The following is a 16798-nucleotide window of genomic DNA, read 5'->3' on the forward strand; positions in this document are numbered from 1 at the left end:
TTGATTGGGGCCCCGCGGGGTCCGGGAGGAAGACGATGACCGCAACGATCCGGCTGACGGCCGCTCAGGCGATGGTGAAATGGCTCTCGGTGCAGATGACCGAAGAGGGCGAGCGCTTCATCGAGGGCGTCTGGGCCATCTTCGGGCATGGCAACGTGGCGGGCGTGGGCGAGGCGCTGCACCGCTACCAGGACGTGCTGCCGACCTGGCGCGGCCAGAACGAGCAGACCATGGCCCATGCCGCCATCGCCTATGCCAAGACGAAGAAGCGCACCCGCGCCCATGCGGTGACCTCGTCGATCGGGCCGGGGTCCACCAACCTGGTGACGGCGGCGGCGCTTGCGCATGTGAACCGCCTGCCGCTCCTGATGATCTGCGGCGATGTCTTCGCCAACCGCCGCCCCGACCCGGTGCTGCAGCAGATCGAGGATTTCGACGACGGCACGATCAGCGCCAACGACTGCTTCCGCCCGGTGGTGCGCTATTTCGACCGCATCACCCGGCCGGAACACCTGCTGACCTGCCTGCCGCGCGCCATGGCCACGATGACCGACCCGGCGAATTGCGGGCCCGTCTGCCTCGCCTTCTGCCAGGACGTGCAGGCCGAGGCCTTCGACTATCCAGAGGCCTTCTTCGAGCCCAAGGTCTGGCGCATCCGCCGCCCCGAGCCCGACCCGCGCGAACTGGACGACCTTGTGGCCGCGATCCGGGCCGCGAAACGCCCGCTGATCGTCTCGGGCGGCGGCGTGCTCTACTCGGGCGCCGAGGACGTGCTGCAGGCCTTCGCCACCCGCCACAACATCCCCTTCGTGGAAACGCAGGCCGGCAAGGGCGGGCTGTCGTGGACCGATCCGCTGAACTTCGGCTCGCCCGGCGTCACCGGCTCGGCCTGCGCGAACGGGCTGGCGGCCGAGGCCGACCTGATCCTGGGCGTCGGCACCCGGTTCCAGGATTTCACCACCGGCAGCTGGACGGTCTTCGCCGCCGCCGACCGCAAGCTGATCTCGGTCAACCTCGCGGGCTACGACGCGATGAAGCACGGCGCGATCCCCTGCGTGGGCGACGCGAAGGTGGTGCTGGAGAAGCTTGGCGCGGCCTTGGGCGATCTGCGCTTCGACTGGCATGACGCCGCCGCGCGCGACGGCTGGCACGACCGCGTGCGCGCGGTGACCGCCCGTCCGGGGATGAAGGGTCTGCCGACCGACGCGCAGGTGATCGGCGCGGTGCAGCGCGTCTCGACCGAGGCGAGCGTCGCGATGTGCGCGGCCGGCACCATGCCGGGGGCGCTGCAGGTGCTGTGGCAGGCGGCCCGGGGCGGCTACCACATGGAATACGGCTTCTCCTGCATGGGCTACGAGGTCGCGGGCGCGATGGGCATCAAGCTTGCCGCCCCCGAGAAAGAGGTGATCTGCTTCGTCGGCGACGGCAGCTACATGATGGCGAACTCGGAACTGGCGACGGCGGTGATGCGGCGCGTGCCCTTCACCATCGTGCTGACCGACAACCGCGGCTACGGCTGCATCAACCGGCTGCAGATCGAATGCGGCGGCGCCGAGTTCAACAACATGTACAAGGACAGCCTCGTCGAGGTGCAGCCCGAGATCGACTTCGTCGCCCATGCCGGCTCGATGGGGGCCCATGCCGAGAAGGCCACCGACATCGCCGATCTCGAGGCCAAGATCGTGGCGGCGCGGTCGCGCGACATCCCCTCGGTCATCGTGATCGACACCACCGCGGTGCCGGGCACCGACGCGGGCGGGCACTGGTGGGACGTGGCGGTGCCGCAGGTGGGCGGGCCCGACCGGCTCGAGGCCGCGCGCGCCCGCTACGGCGCGATGCACGCGACCCAGCGCGTCTTCAACTGACCGTCTTCAACCGACCGGCGGCGGCGGGGCAGACCTCGCCGCCGCCCCCGGACGACACTTGCAGGAGGCTTCGATGAGCCCGCTTCTTCACCGCCCCTTCGGCACCCATGGCAAGGTGCACGAGATCACCCCCGCCTCGGCCGGCTGGCGCTTCGTCGGCTTCTCGCTCTATCGCCTGCGCGCGGGCGAGACGGTGGCCGAGACGACCGGGGCGCGCGAGGTGATCCTGGTGATGGTCGAGGGCAAGGCCGCGCTCACCGGTGCCGGGCAGGACTGGGGCGTGCTCGGCGACCGGATGTCGGTGTTCGAGAAGACGCCGCCGCATTGCCTGTATCTGCCCGACGGCAGCGACTGGCAGGCGACGGCGACGACCGACTGCACGATCGCCGTCTGCTCGGCCCCCGGCCACGGCGGCCACGCGCCCCGCCGGATCGGACCCGAGGGCATCACCCTGACCCAGCGCGGAGAGGGGCCGAACACCCGCTTCATCAACAACATCGCCATGGAAAACGAGGATTACTGCGACAGCCTGCTGGTGACCGAGGTCTTCACCCCGGCCGGCAACTGGTCGTCCTACCCGAGCCACCGCCATGACGAGGACGACTTCCCGCGGATCACCTATCTCGAGGAGACCTACTATCACCGCCTGAACCCCGCCGACGGCTTCGGCATCCAGCGCGTCTATACCGACGATCTGCAGCTGAACGAGACGATGGCGGTGCATGACGGCGACGTGGTCTGCGTGCCGCGCGGCCACCATCCCTGCGGCGCCCCGCATGGGTTCGAGATGTACTATCTGAACGTGATGGCCGGCCCGCTGCGCAAGTGGCGCTTCGTCGCCGCCGACCACGTTCGCCACCTCTGACCGCCGAGCCCTCCCCGGCGTCAGCCCTGCCGGCATCCTGCCCAGTTCCTCCCGGGGGCAGGATGCCGGCGCGAAGGGGGCCCTGAAACGGAAGATGCCGCCGCGATCGCTCGCGGCGGCATCCCTGTTTTCGGCTCCGGGCGCGGATCAGTTCGTCGCGATCTTCGCGTCGACGCCCATCTCGGCGCGGATCCGGGCCACGTCCGCGGCATTCACCGGGGCGGCGGCATTGCCCCAGCTGTTGCGGATGTAGTCCAGAAGCCCCGCGACCTGCGCGTCGTCGAACTTCCAGCCGAAGGCCGGCATCCCGCCCGCGGTCGGCAGCGTCTCGGTGTGCACGGCGCGGGCGCCGCGCAGCACCGCCGCCGCGATCGAGGTCACGTTGTCGGACTGGATCGCGTGATTTCCGGCGAAGGCCGGGGCCAGCGCCTCGATCCCCTCGCCCTGCAGGCCGTGGCAGGCCGAGCAGTTGACCTCGTAGGCCAGCGCCGCCTGCTGCATCGCCGGGCCGTCGCCCATTGGCTGCGGCTTGCGATTGGACGACCCGGGCAGCGACACGAGGTAGGTGCCGATCGCCTTGGCATCTTCCGGCGTCAGGTACTGGGTCGAGTTCTCGACGGCCTCGGCCATCGGGCCGGCGGCGAAGGCCACGCCGTCCGAGCCGGTGGTCAGATAGCGCGCCACGTCCTCGGCCGAGCTTCCGCCGAGACCCACGTGCGGGTTCGAGGTGAGTTCCGGCGCGAACCAGCCGTCGATCACCGCGCCCTGCAGGTAGGTGGCGGCGATCTCCGCCCCCAGCCCGTTGCGCGAGGTGTGGCAGGACGAGCAGTGGCCGGCCCCGTCGACAAGGTACTTGCCGCGGTTCCATTCCTCGGTCTCGCCGGCGACGGGTTCGAAGCCGGAGTTGTCGAAGAACAGCATGTTCCACCCGGCCATGGCGAGCCGGATGTTATAGGGGAAGGGCATGCCGGCGGTCTCGTCGACCGCGTTCTTCACCGGCGTGACCGTGGACATGTAGGCCCACAGGTCGTGCATGTCCTGATCGCTGAGCTTGGCATAGGCGGTGTAGGGCATCGCCGGGTAGAGCATGCCGTCCCCGCCCCGGCCGTGGCGGAGCGCGTCGAAGAAGTCGCGCTCGGTCCACGACCCGATGCCGGTGTCGCGGTCGGGGGTGATGTTCGAGGCCACGAGCGTCCCGAAGGGCGTGTGGATCTCGTAGCCGCCGGCGAAGGCGCCGGCATTGCCCGCGCCCTGGCCGGTGTGGCAGGCGACGCAGTCGCCGCTGCGCATCACGTATTCGCCGCGGGCGACCGCCTCGGGATCGGCATCGCTTAGGTCGGCGAGGGCGACCTTGTCATCGGCCACGCCCGAGCGCCCGGTGTTGAGCGTGGTATAGGCCCAGGTGCCCGCCGCCGCGACGGCGACGATGGCCACGGCGCCAAGGCCGAGCCCGATCTTGTTCCAGTTGGCCATGGTCTCAGCCCTCCACCAGCGCGCCGGGGTTGTTCACGTAGGTCTGGTGGATCGCCTGCGCCGCCCGCACGGCCAGGGCGCCCACGGTCAGGGTCGGGTTGTAGCCACCGTTGTTCGGGAAGGCCGAGGCGCCGACGACGAAGACGTTGTGCACCTCCCAGCTTTGCAGGAACGGGTTCAGCGCCGAGGTGGTCGGATCGGCCCCCATCACCGCGCCACCGATCGTGTGGCTCGAGTGCTGCATGTAGGGGTTCCAGCTTTTCTCGGACTGGTTGTCGATCATGATGTCCTCGCCGCCGGCCTCGCGCATGATCTCCAGCGCCCGGTCGGTGGTGAACTTGGTCATCGCGATGTCGTTGCGGTTCCAGTCGAAGGTCAGGCGCATCAGCGGCTGGCCGTGGCGATCCTTGTAGGTCGGATCGAGGTCGATGTAGGCGTCGCGCACCGGCATCGACGTGCCCTGGCAGAAGATCGTCGCCGCTTCCTGGTAGTCGCGCCCGATCGCGGACTTCCACTCCGAGCCCCAGCGCTTGGTGCCCTTGCGCAGACCGTTCATGTTCTGGATCGGCCGTCCGTTGGTCGAGAAGCCCATGATCCCCGCGCCGCCGATGAAGTCGAGGTCGGAGTGGTCGAAGTTGTCGCCGTTGAAGTCGTCGATCTGCACCGCCAGCGCGCCGGCGCCGATGAACGGGTTCATCTTCTGGCCCGGGAAGAACCCGGTCACGGACGAGCAGGTCTGGTACGAGTAGTTGCGCCCCACGGTGCCCTCGCCCGTGCGCGGGTCGTAGGGGGTGCCGATCCCGCCCAGCAGCATCTGGCGGACGTTGTCCATCTGGTAGGCGGTGATGCAGACGACGTCGGCGGGCTGGAAGCCCTCTTCGCCATCCTTGGTGACGAACTTCACGCCCTTGGCGGTCTTGCCGTCGTCATGCTTGACGGCGTGCAGCACCTCGGTCTCGGTCAGGACGGTGAAGTTCGGACGCCGCATCAGCACCGGCAGGATGCAAGCCTGCGGCGAGGATTTCGAGAAGTTGCCGCAGCCGTGGAAGTCGCAGAAGCCGCAGTAGGTGCAGGGCCCCATCGCGACGCCGAGCGGGTTGACATAGGCCTGGCTCAGGTTGCCCGCGGGCACCGTGAACGGGTGATAGCCCATGTCGCTCACGGTCTGGCGGTAGGTCGCCATCCAGTGGGTGTCCTTCAGCGGCGGCGTCGGATAGTCGCGCTTGCGCGGCCCCTCGAAGATGTTGCCCGCCGCGCGGCTCTCGCCGTTCAGGTTGCCGGCCGCGCCCGAGGTGCCCGCGATCCGCTCGAAGCGGTCGTAATAGGGCTCCATCTCCTCGTAGGTCACGCCCCAGTCCTGCACCTGCAGGCCCTCGAGCTTGGCCGCGCCATAGCGTTCGCGCGTCATCGTCGCGGCCTGGAAGTCCCAGGGCAGGAAGCGCCAGGACATGCCGGCCCAGTGGGTGCCGGCCCCGCCGACTTCCCAGCCGTACTGGAAGGCCGACCAGCTGCGCACCGGCGCGGCGGTCTGGCCGACGCGGTTGCGGAAGGTCGTCGTCTCGACGCTCATCGGCTGCAGCATGCCGCGGCGCGTGTGCCAGCGCAGTTCGTCCGCGGCGATCGCCGGCGGGAAGTCCGTCGAGGTGTCGCGCCACTTGCCGCGCTCGATCGCGACGACCTCGAGGCCGGCGCGCGTCAGTTCCTCGGCCATCACCGATCCGGCCCAGCCCAGACCCACGATGACCACATCCGCCCTCGGGCGTTCGATTGTCATGTCAGATACTCCTATGGGTCAGTCGTTCGGGATCAGGCTGACGGGGGTCAGGCCCAGATCCTCGCCGCGGCGCTCGATGTAGGGACGGAAGTCGTAGCGCGCGCCCGGAAAGCCCATCATCTTCCAGCCGGCCATGTCCTTGTTGCCGCCATAGAGCGGGTCGGCCAGATAGCCCTCGCGGGCGTTCTGCAGCATCAGCTCGAAGAAGGCCTGGCCGTTCACGCCGTCGGGCAGCTCGATCTCGCCGGCCTCGAGGCCGGTCAGGATCTCGTCGATCCGGTTCGGCGAGAGGATCGCGAAGGCGACGCCGTCGGTCGACTGCGCATAGGCCTCCAGCGCCGCGAGACCGCTTTCATAGCGCTCGCGCGGCGTTGCAAGAAATTGAGGCTGACCCATCATCGCCTCGTCATTTTCCTGGTTCAGCGGGCCTTCCAGATACAGCGCCGCGCCCGAACCGAACGGGCCTGCGAGCTGCGCGTCGAGGAAGTCGATGCAGCCGGCCTCGGTGGCCGAGGGGCCGTTGGCATCCGACGGGATCAGCCGGTCGAACACCGCCGCCAGCGTCTGGCGGTCGGTGTCGCGCGTCAGCACCTGGAAGCCGCCGCCGCGGCGCACGGGCGAGGGAAGGTGATCGGGGCTGATCCCGGTCGCGGCCGGAATGCCCTTGATCACTTCGGCCTGGGCCTTGCCGGCGGTGACGAGCGTCGCGCTCGCCGTCGCCGCGGCGCCAAGCGAAAAGAGCGCCTCTCTTCGGTTCATGGGGAGGTCCTTCTGGAGAGGGAGCCGCCGGCAACCGGGCATGCGCCATCGGTCCGCGGCGGCACCGCAGTCTGGATATCGGGGAGGGGAGGATTGGGTGGTGGTGGTCTGCCGGGACGCGGGGGCCGCTCAGGGCGGCGCCGAGGTCGAGTGGCGGTCAGCAAGATGCCCGGCCGGAACGGCCCGCCTCAAACACGAAACTGATCCGGTATGGCACTGCATGCGATCCGGTTAGGAGGTCCGGCCGGATGCGGCAATAGCTCGCACGACGGCGAGTGGCGGATCATGTCATTATACGTCAGTCGTTCACTCAATTTGACCGTATCAGGACCTCATGGCACGCCGAAAGACCATCTCCGACCTTGCGGAAGCCGCCGGTGTCAGCGTCTCGACCATCGACAGGATTCTCAGCGGCCGCGGTCCGGTGAAGCGGCTGACGGTCGAACACGTCCTCGAGACCGCCGAGAGGATCGGCTTTCACGCCACCGGCGCGATCCGGGGCAAGCTGACCGAGGATGCGCCGGAACGCACGCTGGGCTTCCTTCTGAACGCGCGCGAGCGCAATCTCTACGCCCAGCTCGGCGAAGGGCTGTCGCGCGCGACCGCGGCCTCGTCGCTGATGCGCGGGCGCGCGGTGCTGCGCTATCTCGAGAGCATCGACCCCGAGGAGGCGGCCGTGGCGCTGCGCGCGCTCGGGCGCGAGGTCCACGCGATCGCCGCGGTCCTCGTCGACCACCCGCTGGTCAACCTCGCCGTGTCGGACCTGACGCGGGCCGGCGTGCCGGTGTTCTCGCTGATGTCGGACATCTCGGCCCCGCAGCGCACCGGGTTCCTCGGCGCGAGCGACTGGCAGCTTGGCCGCACGGCGGGCTGGTTCATGCAGCGCCTGCGGCCCGAGGGCGGGCGCGTCGGCATGCTGGTCGGATCGGGCCGCTACCTGTGCCAGCAGGCGCACGAGATGAGCTTTCGCCAGTACCTCGCCGACAGCGGCGCGCCGCACGAGGTGCTGCCGAGCCGCCACACGATGGAAGAGGACAAGCGCGCCTATCAGCTGACGCTGGAGCTGCTGGCGGCCGAACCGAAGCTTGCCGGGCTGATGGTGGCCGGCGGCGGGCTCGACGGCGTCATCGCCGCGATCCGCAAGCGCGACCGCCGGGATGTGGTGGTGATCGGGACCGAGCTGACGGACGCGATCCGCCCGGCGCTGCTGGACGGCACCGTCGACGTGGTGCTGTCGCATCCGGCGCTGGGGCTGGTCGACCGCACCGTCTCGGCCATGGTCGACGCGCTGGAACACCCCGGCGGGCCGCCGATCCAGCACATCGTCCCGTTCGAGATCGCGATTTCCGAAAACGTCTGACGGCCGGCGCCCCCTCGCCGGCGGGGGCAGTGCGGTCCGGGCGCCTGCCCGGATCCGCCCCCCTGCGTACCGCGCCGCAGCTGACGGCGCCGCAGTCGCCGCGTCTTGTCCAGTCCGCGCGACGGCGCCCGCCCGGCGCGGGCGACCGCGCCGTCCCGCCCGTCATGAAACCTTCTGGAAACCGTGATCTGCCCGAGATCATTCGCGGGCAAACGCTCCGGCCAGAACGAGACGACGGAGCGATCGATGGCGCCACATTCCCTGACCCTGTCCGGAATCGGCAAGGGCTTCGGCTCGACCGAGGTCCTCAAGGGCATCGACCTCGCGATCCGGCCCGGCGAGTTCCTGTCGCTGGTCGGCATGTCGGGCTGTGGCAAGTCCACGCTTCTGCGCATCATCGCCGGGCTCGAGACCGCCGACCGCGGCCAGGTCGCGATCGGCGGCACCGACGTGACCGGGGTCGATCCGACCGACCGGAACCTCGCGATGGTGTTCCAGTCCTACGCGCTCTACCCGCACATGACGGTGCGCGAGAACATCGCCACCCCGCTGCGGATGCGCGAGCTGCGGCTGGCGCAGCGGCTGCCGCTGATCGGGCGGCTGCTGACGCCGCCTGCCCTGCGCGCGCGCATCGCGGCCGCGGTCGAAGAGGCGGCCGAGACCCTGCAGATCGCGACGCTGCTCGACCGGCGGCCGGCGCAGCTGTCGGGCGGCCAGCGGCAGCGGGTGGCGCTGGCGCGGGCGCTGGTGCGCCAGCCGGCGGCCTTCCTGATGGACGAGCCGCTGTCGAACCTGGATGCCAAGCTGCGCGCGCACATGCGCGACGAGCTTGCCGCGCTGCACCGGCGGCTGGGCGCCACCTTCGTCTATGTCACCCATGATCAGGTCGAGGCGATGACGATGTCGGACCGGATCGCGCTGATGTCGGACGGCCGGATCGAGCAGCTTGGCACGCCGGACGAGCTGTACCGCGCCCCCGTCAACCTCACCGTCGCCCGCTTCATCGGCGCGCCCACGATCAACCTGATCCCGGTCGAGGCCGATGCCGGCGGCGATCTCTCGGCCTTCGGCCAGGCGCTGATGCTGCGCGCGCCGGGCCCGGGTCCGGCGACGCTGGGACTGCGGGCCGAGGATCTGCGCATCGCTGCCGCAAGCGATGCGCCGGGCTTCGACGCGCGGGTCCTGCGCAGCGAGACCCATGGCGCGGACCGCTTTGTCACCTGCGCGATCCTCGCGGCCACCGACCTGACCGCGACCCTGCGCCAGCCGGTCTCGGCCGGCCCCGCGCCGGCGGCCGGCGCGCGGGTCAGGCTGGGTTTCGCCGCGCAGCATGCGCATCTCTTCGATGCCGATGGGTGCAGAAAAATGCTGCGCAGCGCCGCCGGGGTCGCAGCATGACCGCAGCATTTCCCGCCGCCATTCCCCATGCCGCACCGCGGCGAGACGCCCGGGCCCGGCGCATGATCCGCCGCGGTCTGGCCTTTGCCGCGCCGGCCGCGGTCCTGCTGGTGGTGATCTACCTGCTGCCGCTGGTGATGCTCGCCGGCTTCTCGGTCACCGACTACCAGCTGGGCGCGCTCCGCTGGAGCTTCGTCGGCCTGAAGAACTTCGCCGCGGCCTTCCGCGACCCGGTCTTCCTGCGCGCGCTTGGCAATACCGCGCTTTATGCCGCGATCGTCATCCCCTGCGGCATCTTCCTGTCGCTGGGAGCGGCCCTGCTGGTTCACGGCACCCGCCGCAGCCGCGCCCTGTGGGAGATCGCGTATTTCCTGCCCGTCACCGCCACGCTGGTCGCGATGGCGACGGTCTGGCAATTCCTGCTGCACCCCACCCTTGGGCCGGTGAATGCCGCGATCACCTGGCTGGGGGCGGCGCCGGTGTCGTTCCTTGGAACGCCCGCGCTGCTGATCCCGACGCTGGCGCTGATCGGCACCTGGCAGATCATCGGCTTCAACATGGTGCTGTTCCTGGCCGGCCTGACCGCGATCCCGAAGGACCTGACCGAGGCCGCGCGCCTTGACGGCGCGCGTCACCCGGTCGACCGCTTCCTGACGGTCACCTGGCCGATGCTGGGCCCGACGACGATGTTCGTGGCCGTCACCACCTCGATCTCGGCCTTCAAGGTGTTCGAGACGGTGGCCGTCCTGACCAAGGGCCGCGCCGGGTCCGAGACGCTGCTCTATGCGCTCTATCTCGAGGGCTTCGACTATTCCAACACCGGCTATGCCGCGGCGCTGACGCTGATCTTCCTCGCGATCGTGCTGGTCCTGTCGATCGGGCAGACGCTGCACCTGGAAAAGAAGGTGCACTACTGATGTCGGCCCTCTCGCCCCGCCGCTGGCTGCCCCACCTTGTGCTGGGCCTTGGCGCCCTGGTCATGCTGCTGCCGTTCTACTGGATGATCCTGACCGCGATCCGCTCGCCGTCCGAGATCTTCGACATATCGCTCTGGCCGGTCCCGAAGCACTTCGCGGGGATCGAGAATTTCACCCAGGCCGCGACCTCGGTGCCGATGGCGCGGTTCATGCTCAACGGCGTGATCGTCTGCGGCGGCATCCTGATCGTGCAGGTGCTGACGGCGGTCCCGGCGGCCTATGCGCTGGCCAAGCTGCGCTTTCCGGGGCGGCGGCTGATGCTGTCGCTGGTGATCGCCGCGCTCTGCGTGCCGATGCAGGCGCTGGCGCTGCCGCTGTTCGTCGGCCTCGCCAAGGCGCAGCTTCTCAACACCTATTTCGCGATGATGGCGCCGTTCCTGCTGTCGGTCTTCGCGATCTTCCTCTTCCACCAGTCGTTCCGCTCCTATCCCGACGAGATCATCGAGGCCGCGCGGCTCGACGGCTTCTCGGAACTCGAAATCTGCTGGCGGCTGGTGCTGCGCGGCTCGCTCCCCTCGCTCGCGGCCTTCGCGGTCTTCTCGGTCGTGGCGCACTGGAACGACCTCTACTGGCCGATGATCGTGGTCACGAGGACCGAGCTCGCGCCGCCGCCGCTGGGGATGCTGTTCTTCTCGGATGCCGAGACCGGCGCGAACTACGGGGCGCTCATGGCCGGCGCCACGCTGATCACCGCCCCGATCGTCCTGTGCTTCCTTGCCGCCCGCAAGCAGTTCGTCGCGGGCATCACCATGACCGGCGTCAAGTGACGCCGTCCCCCTTCCCCCCGTTTCCGGAGATCACGATGCACCCCAACCGCCGCACGATCCTGGCCGGCCTTGCCGCCGGCCTGTCGCTGACCGCGCTGTCGGCCCCGGCCTTCGCCGCGGACGTCACGCTGAACGTCCTTTACAACATGCCGGGCTTCACCAAATTCCACCAGCCGCTGGCCGAGGCGTTCGAGAAGGCCAACCCGGGCGTGAAGATCAACTTCCTCGCGCCCGCCGCCAACTACACCGAGGGCCAGGCCCAGGTGCTGCGCGCCGCGGTGACGGGCGAGCTGCCGGACGTCTACTTCTCGGGCTACAACCTGACGGCCGAGCTTGTCCACACGCTGGAGCCGCGCGGCCAGATCACCGATCTCGGCCCCTTCATCGAGAAGGACGGCGGGCAGGCGTTCCTCGATGCGAACTACACGCCGAACATGGCCGCGCTGGGCCAGATCGACGGCCGGCAATGGGGCCTGCCGGTCAACGCCTCGTCGCCGATCCTCTACATCAACGCCGATCTCGTGACCGAGGCCGGCGGCGATCCCGCGAACATGCCCGACACGATGCCGGCACTGATCGCGCTGGGCGCCAAGATCCACGCGATGCACCCCGACATCGCCGGCATGGCCTATGACATCTCGGGATGGCCCGACGACTGGCTGTGGCAGGCGCTGATCTTCGAACAGGGCGGCACGCTCGTCGACGCGGCGACGGGCAAGGTCGCCTTCGACAACGAGATCGGCCTGAACGCGATGAAGATGATCCGCCAGATGGCCGAGGAGGCCGGCGCGCCGACGCTGGACTGGGACCAGGCTCGCCAGCAGTTCGGCGCCGGCAAGACCGGGTTCATGGTCTCGACCCCGGCGCATGTGCAGACGATCGAGGGGCTGGTGGGCGATCGCTTCCCGCTGGCCACCGCGACCTTCCCGCTCGACGACAAGGCGAAGGGCGGCGTGCCGACGGGCGGCAACTCGGCCGTGATGCTGACGCAGGACCCGGCCAAGCAGGACGCCGCCTGGGCCTACCTCAAGTGGATCACCGGGCCCGAGGCGCAGGACGTGATCGTGCGCATCACCGGCTACCTGCCCACCAACAAGAACGCGACCGGCGCGGCCTATCTCGCGCCCTATTACGCCGATCACCCGAATGTCGAGACGGCGTCGAAACAGGCCGACCGCTCGCTGCCCTGGGCCGGCTACCCGGGCGGTGACTCGGTGCGGATCTGGCGCACCCAGCGCGACATCATCGGCACGGTGATGCGCGGCGAGGTCACGCCCGAGGACGGGCTCGCCCAGCTGGTCCGCGAGACCAACGCGCTGATGCAGTAAGACCCCTCCGGGTCACGGGATGCGGGGGGCCGCCGGTCCCCCGCATCGTCTTGCGAGGACAGACATGAAGATCATCCAGATCACCGACACCCATCTCGTGCCCTCGGGCCGCACCGCCCACGGCATCGACCCCGAGCGTCAGCTGCGCGGCGCGATCGCCGACATCACCGCCCGGCACGCCGATGCCGACCTTGTCGTGATCACCGGCGATCTGTGCAACGACGGCGAGCCCGAGGCCTATGCGCTGCTGCGCGAGATCCTGCGCCCCGTCACGGCGCCGGTGCGGCTGCTGCTGGGCAACCACGACCATCGCCCGAACTTCCGCGCGGCATTCCCCGACCATCCCTGCGACGCCGCGGGGTATGTCCAAAGCGCGATCGACACCGCGCAGGGCCGGCTGATCTTCCTCGACACGCACGAGAAGGGCGTCGTCGGCGGGATCTTCGGAGCCGACCGCATGGCCTTCCTGGCCGATGCGCTGGCCGGCGCCGGCGACCAGCCGGTCACGGTCTTCGTCCATCACCCGCCGCTGCCCGACGGCATCCGCCATTTCCGCGACATCGGCCTGCACGACAACGGGCGGATGCGCGCGGCCCTTGCCGCCCATGCGCCCGGCGTGCGTCAGGTGGTGTTCGGCCACATCCACGTTCCGATGACGGGCATGACGCCCGACGGCCTCGCCTACAGCTCGGGCCAAGCCTGCGCGCACCGCTTCGTCACCGATGTCGACGCCGCGACCCCGGACTGGACCGGGGGCAATCCCTGCTACCGCGTGATCCACATCGACGCGCTGGGCTTCCGCGCCTACATGGCCGAAGCCGGCCAGGCCGCGACCGCGCCGTCGCAATACTGCGCGGGCCCCTGACCTGCGCAGCCCCCTGGGCCGCGTCAGCCGCCAACCGCCGCGCGGGCGTAGTGGTCGCGCTTCTGCGCATACATCGCCTGGTCCGCGCGGCGCATCATCGCCTCGAGCGCCTCGCCCTGCCCCTGCGTCGAGGCCGCCATCGACAGCGACATCGGCATGCCCGAGTAGAACTGGTTGTTGACCTCGACCAGCTGCGCGATCGCGGCCAGCGTCGTCGCGGTCTCGGCCGCGTCGGCGCGCGGCATCAGCAGCACGAACTCGTCGCCGCCGACCCGCGCCGCGTGCCAGCGCTCGCCCGCGGCCTCCTTCAGCACCTCGCCGATCCGGCGCAGCAGCGCGTCGCCCGCGTCGTGGCCCCAGTCGTCGTTCACCGCCTTCAGCCCGTTGATGTCCAGCACCACGGCCGAAACCGGGCTGATCCGCTGCCGCGTCAGCCGGTTCAGCATGTCGATGTAATGGCCCCGGTTATAAAGCCCGGTCAGCACGTCGTGCTTGCCCAGGTAGACCAGATAGGCCTCGGCCTTCTTGCGCGCGGTGATGTCGGTCAGCGACACCAGCACCCGCGACCAGTCCGCCTCGCGTCCCGGGATCACCGAGAACTGCATGATCGCGTTGCGGTCGGTCCCGTCGAGCGCGTAGTTCAGCACCTCGCGGCTGTGCACCAGCCGGCCGTTCCACAGCTCGATCAGCTGTTCGCGGAAATGCGCCTGCATCCCGTCGCGGAACACGTGCTGAAGGTTCTCGAGCAGCGTCGGCGCATCGGGCGCGCAGAACATGTCGAGCGTCGCGCGGTTCACCTCGATCACCCGGATCTCGGACATGCATTCCAGCACGAATTCGGGATGCACGTCGGTGAAGACCCGCAGGTCGGTGATGCCCTGGAAGCGCAGATCCTCCAGCATCTCGCGGATCCGGCTGAAATCCTCGACCCACAGCGAGACCGGCGAATGTTCGAACAGCCCCTCGGCATACTGGCGGTTGAGAAGCTCGCCCCGCAGCGCCTCCTCGCGCGCGGTCACGTCCTCGGCGGTCAGCAGCACGCGCGACAGGTCGGTCTCGTGCCCCGGCAGCACCGTCGCCCGCAGCTGGATGTCCAGCCGCCGGCCGCCCAGCGTGTAGTTCACCGCCGCACTGCTGAACCCGCCCGCGCCGTCCCACAGCTGGCACAGCTCGCCGATGTGGGTCAGCAGCATGTCGTCGCGGAACACCCGGTCGAGATTGGCCACCAGATGCGCCTCGCTCTCGGCCTCGAACAGCTCGAGCGTGCGGTCGTTGACCCGCAGCACCCGGATCCGCGACGAACACTGCGCCACCCGTCGCGGGTCGGCCATGAGATGGGCGCGCAGGTTGGTCACGCCCTCGGCCCGCCAGGCGTCGAACTGCGCCTTCACCGCGCTGAAATCCTCAAGCCACATCGAGACCGGCGCAAGATCGAAGATCGCGCCGGCATCTCCGGCAATGGGCGTCTGTCCCTTGGAACGGGACACGGAAGGGCTGGTCATGGGCAGGTTCCCGGGCAGGCGGCCGGGCCGGGCCGCGCTCGGGGCCAGTTAACCGCCCCGGGACGCCGCGGAAAGTTACAAAACGGCCGCCCGGCATTTCCGGGCCGGTTGTTGCCCAAGGGTCGCGGGCAGGCGCGCCCCGCCCGCCGGGCGCCGCCAAAGCCGCCGGCGGCGGCCTTGCCGCGCGACCGGCCCGGCCTAAGCTGTCGGCCATGCACCGCGCCTGGCCCCTTCTTCTCGTCGCGCTGATCGCGCCGCTGCCCGGCCTCGCCGATCCGCTGGCGGGGGTCTGGCGCACCCAGGCCGGCCGCGACGGCGGCTTCGGCGAGGTGACGATCACCCCCTGCGCCGACCGGCTTTGCGGCACCGTCACCCGCACCTTCGACGCCGCCGGGCGCGAGACCCGCGGCCCCGACCTTGGCGCCGAGATCCTGCGCGACCTGCGCGGCGACGGCGGCGGCAGCTATCCCGAGGGCACGATCACCGATCCCGAAAGCGGGCGCAGCTATCGCGCGCGGCTGCGGCTGACCGGCCCCGACCGGCTCGAGGTCGGCGGCTGCATCATGGTGTTCTGCCGGACCGCCGGCACCTGGCAGCGGGTCGAGTGACCACCCCGGGCCTGGTCCGCGGATGGCGCATCGGTCTGGTGTGCCCGGCGCTGCCCAGTCACCTCGCGGTCTTCGAGGCGCTGGCCCAGGGCCTGCGCGACCGCGGCCACCACCCCGAATTCCTGCTCGAGCCCGGGGTCGCGCTGCCCGGCCCCACGCCGCGGCGCGCGGTGCCCGGGGGGCGGGCCTTCGGGCGGCGGCTGCCGTTTCTGGGCCAGATCCTGTCCGGGGCCGAGCGCACCGACCGCCTGTACCGCGCCGGCACCGCCCTTGCCCGCGATCTCGACCTGGTGATCGCCGACCAGATGGAGCCCGCGGGCGCGCTGATCGCGCGCCGGCTCGGGCTGCCGCTGGTCGCGGTCGCCGCGGCGCTGCCGCTCGAGCCCGAACCGGGCCTGCCGCTGCCCTTCCTCGACTGGCCGCACGATCCCGGCCCCGACGGGGTGCGGCGCGCGCGGGGCGGCGCGATGGTCGCGCGGCTGCTGCTGTGGCCGCACCGCCGGGTGATCCGACGCCATTCCGACGGCGCCTGGGACACGCTCGAAGCCTGCCTGCCGCCGCGGCCGACGCTGGCCCAGACCATCCCCGGCTTCGAGCCGCCCCGCCCGGTCTCGGGCGGGCGGCTGCACCTTCTGGGGCCGCTGCGCCCGCCCGGACCGTTGCCGCCGCTGCCCGACGACATCCGCCCGGACCCGGCGCGCCCGCTCGTCTACGTCTCGCTCGGCACGCTGTTCGGCGGCCGGCGCCGGCTTCTGCTGCGCGCCGCGCGCGCGGCCCGGGCGGCCGGGGCGCAGGTGCTGGTCTCGACCGGCGGCGCGCCCGAGGGCGGGGCCGCGCTTGGCGAGGCGGCCGACTGGGTGCGCCGCTTCGTTCCGCAAGAGGCGGTGCTGGCGCGCGCCGATCTCTGCGTCACCCATGCCGGGCTGAACACCGCGCTCGAATGCCTGCGCCACGGCGTGCCGATGCTGGCGCTGCCGCTGGCCTTCGACCAGCCCGGCGTCGCGATGCGGATCGCGCGCAGCGGCACCGGCATCGCCCTGCCCCGCCACCGCCGCGGGGCGGCGGCGCTGCGGGCCGCGACCGCCCGGCTGCTGGCCGACCCGGGCTTTCGCGCGCGGGCCCGCGCCTTTCGCGACGCCGCGACCGGCTGGCCGGGGCTGCCCGGCGCGCTGGCCGCCATCGACGCCGCCATCGCGGAGGCGACCGAAGACGCGCGCGGCGCGCGGAAATAATCCCGCGCAGCCATGGCCTTCGGTC

Annotated in this window: 14 protein-coding genes; 10 read left to right on the plus strand and 4 right to left on the minus strand. The window is 70.5% G+C overall.

The window, feature by feature from the left end; all coding sequences use genetic code 11:
- Positions 1-35: 35 nt before the first annotated feature.
- Both iolD and iolB read left to right on the plus strand, forming a co-directional pair.
- Positions 36-1865 carry a 3D-(3,5/4)-trihydroxycyclohexane-1,2-dione acylhydrolase (decyclizing) gene (gene iolD / locus V8J39_RS12735; protein WP_336461296.1) on the plus strand — a complete coding sequence of 610 codons (1830 nt, stop codon included), beginning with the start codon at positions 36-38 and terminating at the stop codon, positions 1863-1865.
- A 73-nt stretch (positions 1866-1938) separates the two neighbouring features.
- Complete coding sequence (gene iolB, locus V8J39_RS12740; protein WP_336461297.1) at positions 1939-2730, plus strand: 5-deoxy-glucuronate isomerase; 792 nt, start codon at positions 1939-1941, stop codon at positions 2728-2730.
- A 147-nt stretch (positions 2731-2877) separates the two neighbouring features.
- Here the strand turns inward: iolB and V8J39_RS12745 are convergent, their stop codons facing one another.
- The 3 genes from V8J39_RS12745 to V8J39_RS12755 are packed head-to-tail and all read right to left on the minus strand — an operon-like array spanning position 2878 to position 6736.
- Positions 2878-4203 (minus strand): c-type cytochrome, encoded by a 1326-nt coding sequence (locus V8J39_RS12745; RefSeq protein ID WP_336461298.1) that lies wholly within the window; start codon positions 4201-4203, stop codon positions 2878-2880.
- A gap of 4 nt (positions 4204-4207) precedes the next feature.
- A complete protein-coding gene (locus tag V8J39_RS12750) occupies positions 4208-5977 on the minus strand; it encodes a GMC family oxidoreductase (protein ID WP_336461299.1) in 1770 nt (589 codons plus the stop codon).
- 18 nt (positions 5978-5995) lie between these two features.
- Positions 5996-6736, minus strand: coding sequence for a gluconate 2-dehydrogenase subunit 3 family protein (locus tag V8J39_RS12755; RefSeq protein ID WP_336461300.1), 741 nt, complete (start codon positions 6734-6736; stop codon positions 5996-5998).
- A 334-nt stretch (positions 6737-7070) separates the two neighbouring features.
- On the opposite strand from V8J39_RS12755, the gene V8J39_RS12760 reads away from it, so the two are divergent.
- The 6 genes from V8J39_RS12760 to V8J39_RS12785 all read left to right on the plus strand — a co-directional run bounded on the left by V8J39_RS12760 (position 7071) and on the right by V8J39_RS12785 (position 13431).
- Complete coding sequence (locus V8J39_RS12760) at positions 7071-8096, plus strand: substrate-binding domain-containing protein (RefSeq protein WP_336461301.1); 1026 nt, start codon at positions 7071-7073, stop codon at positions 8094-8096.
- A 246-nt stretch (positions 8097-8342) separates the two neighbouring features.
- Positions 8343-9494 carry an ABC transporter ATP-binding protein gene (locus V8J39_RS12765; protein WP_336461302.1) on the plus strand — a complete coding sequence of 384 codons (1152 nt, stop codon included), beginning with the start codon at positions 8343-8345 and terminating at the stop codon, positions 9492-9494.
- Positions 9491-10411 (plus strand): carbohydrate ABC transporter permease, encoded by a 921-nt coding sequence (locus V8J39_RS12770; protein WP_336461303.1) that lies wholly within the window; start codon positions 9491-9493, stop codon positions 10409-10411. Before V8J39_RS12765 ends, V8J39_RS12770 begins: the two co-directional genes overlap by 4 nt.
- Positions 10411-11238 carry a carbohydrate ABC transporter permease gene (locus V8J39_RS12775; RefSeq protein WP_336461304.1) on the plus strand — a complete coding sequence of 276 codons (828 nt, stop codon included), beginning with the start codon at positions 10411-10413 and terminating at the stop codon, positions 11236-11238. The genes V8J39_RS12770 and V8J39_RS12775 overlap by 1 nt, the downstream gene beginning before the upstream one ends.
- A 35-nt stretch (positions 11239-11273) precedes the next feature.
- Positions 11274-12566, plus strand: coding sequence for an ABC transporter substrate-binding protein (locus V8J39_RS12780; protein ID WP_336461305.1), 1293 nt, complete (start codon positions 11274-11276; stop codon positions 12564-12566).
- A 64-nt stretch (positions 12567-12630) separates the two neighbouring features.
- Positions 12631-13431 (plus strand): phosphodiesterase, encoded by an 801-nt coding sequence (locus tag V8J39_RS12785; RefSeq protein WP_336461306.1) that lies wholly within the window; start codon positions 12631-12633, stop codon positions 13429-13431.
- Between the two features lie 23 nt (positions 13432-13454).
- Here the strand turns inward: V8J39_RS12785 and V8J39_RS12790 are convergent, their stop codons facing one another.
- Positions 13455-14933: a sensor domain-containing diguanylate cyclase gene (locus V8J39_RS12790; protein WP_336461307.1), complete on the minus strand. Its 1479-nt coding sequence runs from the start codon at positions 14931-14933 to the stop codon at positions 13455-13457.
- Between the two features lie 212 nt (positions 14934-15145).
- On the opposite strand from V8J39_RS12790, the gene V8J39_RS12795 reads away from it, so the two are divergent.
- Positions 15146-15541 carry a DUF2147 domain-containing protein gene (locus tag V8J39_RS12795; protein WP_336461308.1) on the plus strand — a complete coding sequence of 132 codons (396 nt, stop codon included), beginning with the start codon at positions 15146-15148 and terminating at the stop codon, positions 15539-15541.
- Positions 15538-16773, plus strand: coding sequence for a glycosyltransferase (locus V8J39_RS12800; protein ID WP_336461309.1), 1236 nt, complete (start codon positions 15538-15540; stop codon positions 16771-16773). Before V8J39_RS12795 ends, V8J39_RS12800 begins: the two co-directional genes overlap by 4 nt.
- Positions 16774-16798: the final 25 nt, after the last annotated feature.

The sequence above is a fragment of the Frigidibacter sp. MR17.24 genome, from assembly GCF_037095655.1.
Lineage (GTDB): Bacteria > Pseudomonadota > Alphaproteobacteria > Rhodobacterales > Rhodobacteraceae > Frigidibacter.

Excerpts from the sequence above, each read along its gene's own strand:
- V8J39_RS12765 (WP_336461302.1), top strand. The coding sequence starts at position 8,343 with ATGGCGCCACATTCCCTGACCCTGTCCGGAATCGGCAAGGGCTTCGGC.
- V8J39_RS12750 (WP_336461299.1), bottom strand. The coding sequence starts at position 5,977 with ATGACAATCGAACGCCCGAGGGCGGATGTGGTCATCGTGGGTCTGGGC.
- V8J39_RS12780 (WP_336461305.1), top strand. The coding sequence starts at position 11,274 with ATGCACCCCAACCGCCGCACGATCCTGGCCGGCCTTGCCGCCGGCCTG.
- V8J39_RS12770 (WP_336461303.1), top strand. The coding sequence starts at position 9,491 with ATGACCGCAGCATTTCCCGCCGCCATTCCCCATGCCGCACCGCGGCGA.
- V8J39_RS12795 (WP_336461308.1), top strand. The coding sequence starts at position 15,146 with ATGCACCGCGCCTGGCCCCTTCTTCTCGTCGCGCTGATCGCGCCGCTG.
- iolD (WP_336461296.1), top strand. The coding sequence starts at position 36 with ATGACCGCAACGATCCGGCTGACGGCCGCTCAGGCGATGGTGAAATGG.
- V8J39_RS12755 (WP_336461300.1), bottom strand. The coding sequence starts at position 6,736 with ATGAACCGAAGAGAGGCGCTCTTTTCGCTTGGCGCCGCGGCGACGGCG.
- V8J39_RS12785 (WP_336461306.1), top strand. The coding sequence starts at position 12,631 with ATGAAGATCATCCAGATCACCGACACCCATCTCGTGCCCTCGGGCCGC.
- V8J39_RS12775 (WP_336461304.1), top strand. The coding sequence starts at position 10,411 with ATGTCGGCCCTCTCGCCCCGCCGCTGGCTGCCCCACCTTGTGCTGGGC.
- V8J39_RS12790 (WP_336461307.1), bottom strand. The coding sequence starts at position 14,933 with ATGACCAGCCCTTCCGTGTCCCGTTCCAAGGGACAGACGCCCATTGCC.
- V8J39_RS12760 (WP_336461301.1), top strand. The coding sequence starts at position 7,071 with ATGGCACGCCGAAAGACCATCTCCGACCTTGCGGAAGCCGCCGGTGTC.
- V8J39_RS12745 (WP_336461298.1), bottom strand. The coding sequence starts at position 4,203 with ATGGCCAACTGGAACAAGATCGGGCTCGGCCTTGGCGCCGTGGCCATC.
- iolB (WP_336461297.1), top strand. The coding sequence starts at position 1,939 with ATGAGCCCGCTTCTTCACCGCCCCTTCGGCACCCATGGCAAGGTGCAC.